The following is a 6,632-nucleotide window of genomic DNA, read 5'->3' on the forward strand; positions in this document are numbered from 1 at the left end:
AAGAGAAAGGCAATATCAGCACCCCCCTGGAACTCGCGATCCTGAATCAGACGGATCGTTTTAGCCTGGCCATTGACGCCATTGACTGGATACCCCGCCTCTGCGACACGGGGTCCGGTGTGCGAGAAGCACTGCTTGATCAACAATTCGCCTGTAAGAACCATGCCTACGAATTTGGGGTGGATCGACCGGATATTCAGGATTGGAAGTGGCCATTTTGATAATGGCTGAAATATTGATAGTGCGATCAGCCATTGCGGGCCGTAACTTCCCCATCAGCCTCTCCGCACTGACGGCCTGGCGGCGCTACGGGTCCTGGCCGCGACGCAGCACCATGATGGTCGCCTCAGACCTCCGGAGCAGGCCGGTGAATGGTTGCCTTGGGGTGCACATCGCCATCGGCAATCTCAAGGCTTACCTGTTGGGCACGTTCCACGGGGTCTCCGGCCGGTATCTGCAGAAATTGCTCAACGAGTTCGTCTACCGGTTCAACCGGCGCTTTCGGGAAGCGGAGATCCCCCTGCGCCTGCTCAATGCGTGCATGGACCATAGGCCCATCCGATTGGTGGATGAGAAAGGTTAAGAGGCATATATATGAATGCCTTCCTTCCAGTTTGCGTTGATAAAAACGTTGGCGTAGCCTCAAAAGAGGGTTGGCATCATGATTTGGTTAGGCAAGGAAGGCGGCATGATCGAAATTCGTATCCATGGACGGGGTGGACAGGGCAATGTAGTGGCGGCCTATGTGCTGGCCACCGCCGCCATCGGCCAGGGGCTTTTTGCACAGGCGTTTCCCGCCTTCGGCGCGGAGCGCCGGGGAGCCCCGGTGGCCGCTTTCGTACGCATTGCAGAGACGCCCATCCGCCGCCGTTGTCAGGTGGCTCAACCTGCCTTCGTCATCATCCAGGACGAAACCCTGGTCGTGCTGCCGGACACCCTCGCCGGCCTCGCGTCTGGAGGGGGCGTGATGATCAATTCCCAGCGCGATTCGCGGGCTCTTTCGGACACCTTCGGGCGGGCTACCTATACGTTGCCCGCCACCCGTCTCTCGCTCGAAGCCCTTGGTCGTCCCATGCCCAACACGGTCTTGTTGGCCGCCTTTCTCACCCTGACGGAGCTGTTGCCGGTCGCCGGACTCAAGGATGCCCTGGCGCAGCGCTTCGGGGGCGAAGTACTGGCCCACAATCTTGCTCTGGTCTGCCAGGTGGCAGATGCCACGCCACGCGGCATATGGAAGGAGCTGGTGCATGCGGCAAGCGCTTGAAGGTTCTCAGGCCATCGCCCGCGCAGTGGCTCTGTGCCGACCACAGGTGGTGGCCGCCTATCCCATTACGCCGCAGACCCACATCGTCGAACACATCGCCAAACTCGTGGCAGACGGCAAGTTCCATTGCGAACTCGTGAGCGTGGAAAGCGAATTTTCCGCCGCCTCGGTAGTGCTGGGTGCGGCCTGCGCCGGCTCTCGCGCCTACACCGCCAGCGCCTCCCAGGGAATTCTGCTGATGAGCGAAGTCCTCTTCAACATCTCCGGGCTGCGTGTGCCCCTGGTGCTCACCTGCGCAAACCGGGCGGTTTCCGCGCCGCTTTCCATTTGGAATGATCAGCAAGATTCCATGGCCGTGCGCGATGCGGGTTGGATCCAGATTTACTGCGCGGATAACCAGGAGGCGGTGGATGCGACCATTCAGGCCTTTCGCATCACCGAGCGCTGCGAACTGCCGGTGATGGTGTGCGTGGACGGCTTCACCCTGACCCACACCCTGGAGCCGCTGGAATTGCCGAACCAGGAAATGGTCGACGGCTTCCTGCCGCCCTACCACTTCTCCCGTGCCCTGGATCCGCTGGCTCCGCTTTCCATGGGAACACTCGTTGCGCCGGAGTATTTCACCGAGGCGCGCCACCTGCATCATGCGGCATTGCTCGCCGCTGAAAAGGAGATCGTAGCAGCGGCCCGGGATTGGGCAGCCGCATGTGGTCGGGAACAGGCGCCGCTTGTGCGGGTGGACGGCCCCGCTGATGCGAAGATCGGCATCCTCACATTGGGCTCTGTGTTCGGCACGCTGCTGGATGCGCGTGATCAGTTTCCGGGGCCGCCGGTGAAACTCATGCATCTGCGCTGCCTCCGTCCGTTTCCGGTGGAGGCCCTGCGCGCCGCCTGTGCCGGGCTTCATGACCTCATCGTGCTGGAGCGGGCCATCGCACCCGGCGCCGACGGCATCGTGGGGGCGGAAATGCGCTCGGCCCTTGCGGACACCGACAGCCCTCCGCGGATCCACAATTTCGCCGCAGGCCTGGGCGGCCGGGATGTACCACTGGCGATCTATCCGCGTCTGCTTGAGGCGATCAAGAAGCCGCACCCGCGCATGAGCGCGATCGACCTCCGGCCCGAACTGCTGCCAGCCGATTCACAAGTTCGCCAGGAGGCCGCCCCTTGACGCCACAGACTCTGCACGATCTTCGCATGGCCCAGCCCCGCTTTCAGGGACTGGAAGCAGGTCACCGGGCCTGCCAGGGCTGCGGACAGGCCCTGGCGGCGCGGCTCACCCTGGAAGAATCGGGGCCTGACGTGGTGGTTGCCAACGCCACCGGCTGCCTTGAAGTCTTCACCACCGCCTGGCCGGATTCTGCCTGGCGGGTGCCTTGGCTGCATTCCCTGTTCGCAAACACCGGCGCCGTGGCGGCAGGCATGGAGGCGGCGCTGAAGATGCAGGGCCGCGACATCAAGGTGCTTGCCTTCGCGGGTGACGGTGGCACCTTCGACATCGGTTTCCAGGCGCTTTCCGGCATGCTCGAGCGTGGGCACAATGTGCTCTACATCTGCTACGACAACGAAGCCTACATGAACACCGGTGTACAGCGGTCCAGTTCCACGCCCCATGCCGCCGCCACAACCACATCCCCCGCAGGCGTGGCGCGCATGGGCAAGCGCCACCTGAAAAAGGACATTCTTTCCATCATAGCCGCCCATCACATTCCTTATGCAGCGACCGCATCGGTCGCCTATCCTGCCGATTTACGAATAAAGGTGCGGCGCGGCATTGAGGTGGAAGGGCCGAGCTTCCTGCAGATCCATTCCCCTTGCCCCCTCGGCTGGGGCCATGGCAGTGAGCTTTCCATCGAGGTGGCACGTCTTGCGGTGCAGAGCGGGATGTTCCCGCTCATCGAGCTGGAGCAGGGCGCACTGGTCGGGACCATGCCGATCCGGCAGATTCGTCCGGTGGCGGACTACCTCAAGCTCCAGGGACGCTTCAAGCACCTCTTCGCCGACGACGCACTGGCCCGTGAAGAACTCGCCCATCTCCAGGCCCTCGCCGATCAAAACATTGAAGTCTATGCCTTGAAAAAGGAAACCGCTGACCCCCTCGACACGGAAGGCGCGGATACGGTGCGCCGCGGCGGCCTCCGTTCTACCTAAGGAGAGAACGCCATGCCCGTTATGACCCCCGGTGCCTTCGCTTACCCCGCCACCTCGCTGGCATTCAAAACCGGTAGCTGGCGTACTATGCGGCCTCTCTACCACCCGCGCCCGGCACCCTGCCACAGCGGCTGCCCGGCGGGGGAAAATCCCTGCGACTATCTCGCCCAGGTGGCGGATGAGAATTTCCAGGCTGCCTGGGAAGCCCTTGTGGCGGTGAATCCCTTACCCGCCATCACCGGGCGGGTATGCGACCACCCTTGCGAAAGCGCCTGCAACCGGGGCCGTTTCGATGCTGCCATCGCCATTCACAACGTGGAACGTTTGCTGGGGGACGAAGCCATCCGGGCAGGGTGGGGCTATCCCCTACCGCCGCTCGTCCCCGATGCGCCGAAGGTGGTGGTGGTGGGGGCTGGTCCTGCGGGACTTTCCTGTGCCTACCATCTCCGCCGGCTGGGCGTGCAGGCCACTCTCATGGAGCGGCTGCCGGTGGCCGGTGGCACTTTGCGCATGGCCTTGCCGGGCTATCGCCTACCGCGCGAAGTGCTGGACGCAGAAGTCGAACGGCTTCTTGCTGCCGGAATCAATTTTATGCCAAGCACAGCACTGGGGCGGGAAGTCTCTGTTGTGGAGCTAAAGCAGGAGTATGACGCGGTCTTTCTCGGCCCAGGCCGTCAACGTCCGCGTCCGTGGGATGTGGACGGGCGTACCCCCAGCGACCTGCATCCGGCGCTCACGTTGTTGCAGGAATGGATGGCCTTCGGCACCATGCCCGAGATTCGCTCTGCCGTGATCGTGGGCGGCGGCAACAGTGCCGTCGACATGGCACGCGTACTCGCACGTACCGGAGCACAAGTGCACCTCGTCACCCACGACGCACTGCCGGGTCCCGACGTTGCACGGGAGGCGGCCATGAAAGCCGCTCCGCGCGACATCCGCCAGGCGCAGGAGGAGGGCGTCATCCTGCATACGGAACACGGCGTGCACCGTCTGATCCTGCGCGGCGAGAAGGTAGTGGGCGTGGAACTCGTCCGCATGAAAAAACTGGCGCGGGACAACGGCCGATTCGACATCGTCCAGTTCGAGGGCACTGAAACCGTGCTCCATGTCGATCAGGTAATTCCCGCTGTTGGCCAGGAAGTGGAACCAGCGGGCATGGAAAATCTGCTTGGTGAGCAGCACTTTTTCCCTGTGGATAAGGTAGGATGCTTGGCCGGGCATGCGGGCATTTTCGTCGGCGGCGATGCTCGCGAGGGTGCTTGGGGCACCGTGAGCGGCGCTGTGGGGGACGGTAGACGCGCAGCTGCCGTCATTCACGCCCATTTACTGGGCGAATTCCATGATGAGCCAGAGCGGGAACTCCAGGCGATCGGCATTGCCGAACTCAACCTCCATTATTTCGAACTGGTTCCGCGCGCGGAAGAACCCCTGCTGCCGCCGGAAAACCGCGTGGGCAGTGCCGAAATCGCTGGTGGTTTGGCGACGGAGCAGGTCATTGCCGAGGCCAACCGCTGTTTCTCCTGCGGCAACTGCATGGCCTGTGACAACTGCTGGACACTCTGCCCGGACCAGGCCGTACTCAAAACCCGCGAATTCGCCGCCGACGGCTCGCATTACCGTATCGATTATGACTATTGCAAGGGCTGCGGCTTGTGCGCCCACGAATGCCCGGTGGGCTATATCGCCATGGTATCGGAGCCATCCTGAGGGAGATAGATGCGTGGTGGTGGTGTTGATTGGACCGAAAAATCTGTATTCATAGCGGGCGGTCCTTATGACAATCAATCCTGAACCGACAAACGCCCCCGGTATTCCGGAGGTCCTCCGGCAATTGCAGAGCGATCCCCAGCGCGGCTTGTCGTCGCCGGAGGCCGCCCGTCGCCTGGCCAAATATGGGGCAAACGCCATCCCCGAAAAGCGCCTCAGCCCGCTCCGGCAGTTTCTGGGCTATTTCTGGGGCCCCATTCCCTGGATGATCGAAATCGCCGCGGTGCTTTCCGCCGTGGTGGCACATTGGGCGGACTTCGCCATCATCATGACCCTCCTGCTGGTAAACGCCAGCGTGGGCTTCTGGCAGGAACACAAGGCTGGCAATGCCATCGCCATGCTCAAACGGAAGCTGGCACTGCGGGCGCGGGTCCTGCGCGACGGCCTTTGGCAGGAGATCGCCGCACAGGACCTGGTGCCGGGCGACACCATCCTGCTGAAGCTGGGAAACATCATTCCCGCTGATGTGCTGCTGCTGAGCGGCGATTATCTCAGTGTCGATCAATCGGTCCTGACGGGGGAGTCTCTGCCGGTGGACAAAGGGCGGGGGGATGGCGCCTATTCCGGTTCCATCGTGGGCAAGGGCGAGATGCAGGGCGTGGTGACGGCAACGGGTCTGCAGACTTTTTTCGGCAAGACCGCGCAACTGGTGGAGCGGGCGGAGAGCGTCTCCCATTTCCGCAAGGCGGTGCTCGCCATCGGCAACTTCCTGATCGTTTCGGCGCTGGTTCTGATCGCGGTGATCCTCTTCGTGGCTCTGGCGATCCGTCATGAGCCCATGATCCGGACGATCCTCTTTGCCCTGATCCTGACCGTGGCCGCCATCCCTGTCGCCCTGCCCGCCGTATTGTCGGTGACCATGGCCGTCGGGGCGGAGCGGTTGGCACGGCTGAAGGCCATCGTCTCGCGTCTGGTGGCTATCGAGGAGATGGCCGGCATGGATGTGCTCTGCGCCGACAAGACCGGCACCCTCACCCAGAACCGCCTCACCCTCGGTGAACTCGTGGTAATCGGGGCCCGCGATGCAGAGGAGCTAATCCTCGCCGCCGCTTTGGCCTCCGAGCGTGATACGGGCGACCCCATCGACACCGCCGTGCTGGGCGGTTTGCCCGCGTCTGCCCCACTGGCTTCCTATTCCGTCTTGAAATATCAACCCTTTGATCCGGTAAGCAAGCGTAGCGAGGCGGAAGTGGCGGCAGGCTCCGAGCGCTTTCGCGTAGCCAAGGGCGCCCCGCAGGTCATCCTGGATCTGGCGCAGCCGGACGTTGGCACCAGGCAGACGGCCACCCGCCAGATCGATGCCCTGGCGGAAAAGGGCTACCGCACCCTGGGAGTGGCACGAAAGGATGGGGATGGCACCTGGCGCTTCCTCGGTCTCTTGCCCTTGTTCGATCCACCGCGGGAAGATTCGGCGCAAACCATCACGGCGGGCCAGCGGATGGGGATCGAC

General features: G+C 63.0%; 6 protein-coding genes and 1 pseudogene. All 7 read left to right on the forward strand.

Annotated elements, in window-relative coordinates:
- Positions 1-221 (forward strand): phosphoketolase family protein (locus ACYCUK_RS22540; RefSeq protein ID WP_461596850.1); only part of this gene is annotated, 221 nt, incomplete at its 5' end.
- A 55-nt stretch (positions 222-276) separates the two neighbouring features.
- A pseudogene (locus ACYCUK_RS22545) lies at positions 277-583 on the forward strand (transposase); the annotation flags it as partial.
- Between the two features lie 78 nt (positions 584-661).
- Positions 662-1,264 carry a 2-oxoacid:acceptor oxidoreductase family protein gene (locus ACYCUK_RS22550; RefSeq protein WP_461596851.1) on the forward strand — a complete coding sequence of 201 codons (603 nt, stop codon included), beginning with the start codon at positions 662-664 and terminating at the stop codon, positions 1,262-1,264.
- Entirely contained in the window at positions 1,248-2,435 is a 1,188-nt protein-coding gene (gene porA / locus ACYCUK_RS22555; protein ID WP_461596852.1) for a pyruvate ferredoxin oxidoreductase, read from the forward strand. Before ACYCUK_RS22550 ends, porA begins: the two co-directional genes overlap by 17 nt.
- Before the next feature lie 26 nt (positions 2,436-2,461).
- Positions 2,462-3,415, forward strand: coding sequence for a thiamine pyrophosphate-dependent enzyme (locus ACYCUK_RS22560; protein ID WP_461596853.1), 954 nt, complete (start codon positions 2,462-2,464; stop codon positions 3,413-3,415).
- Between the two features lie 87 nt (positions 3,416-3,502).
- Positions 3,503-5,122 (forward strand): FAD-dependent oxidoreductase, encoded by a 1,620-nt coding sequence (locus ACYCUK_RS22565; protein ID WP_461596855.1) that lies wholly within the window; start codon positions 3,503-3,505, stop codon positions 5,120-5,122.
- A 67-nt stretch (positions 5,123-5,189) separates the two neighbouring features.
- On the forward strand, positions 5,190-6,632 hold a 1,443-nt coding region (locus tag ACYCUK_RS22570), incomplete at its 3' end, for an HAD-IC family P-type ATPase (protein ID WP_461596854.1).

The sequence above is a fragment of the Thiomonas sp. genome (genome assembly GCF_054608695.1).

Coding starts and splice junctions, on each gene's coding strand:
- ACYCUK_RS22550 (WP_461596851.1), top strand. CDS start 662: ATGATTTGGTTAGGCAAGGAAGGCGGCATGATCGAAATTCGTATCCAT.
- porA (WP_461596852.1), top strand. CDS start 1,248: ATGCGGCAAGCGCTTGAAGGTTCTCAGGCCATCGCCCGCGCAGTGGCT.
- ACYCUK_RS22560 (WP_461596853.1), top strand. CDS start 2,462: ATGGCCCAGCCCCGCTTTCAGGGACTGGAAGCAGGTCACCGGGCCTGC.
- ACYCUK_RS22565 (WP_461596855.1), top strand. CDS start 3,503: ATGCGGCCTCTCTACCACCCGCGCCCGGCACCCTGCCACAGCGGCTGC.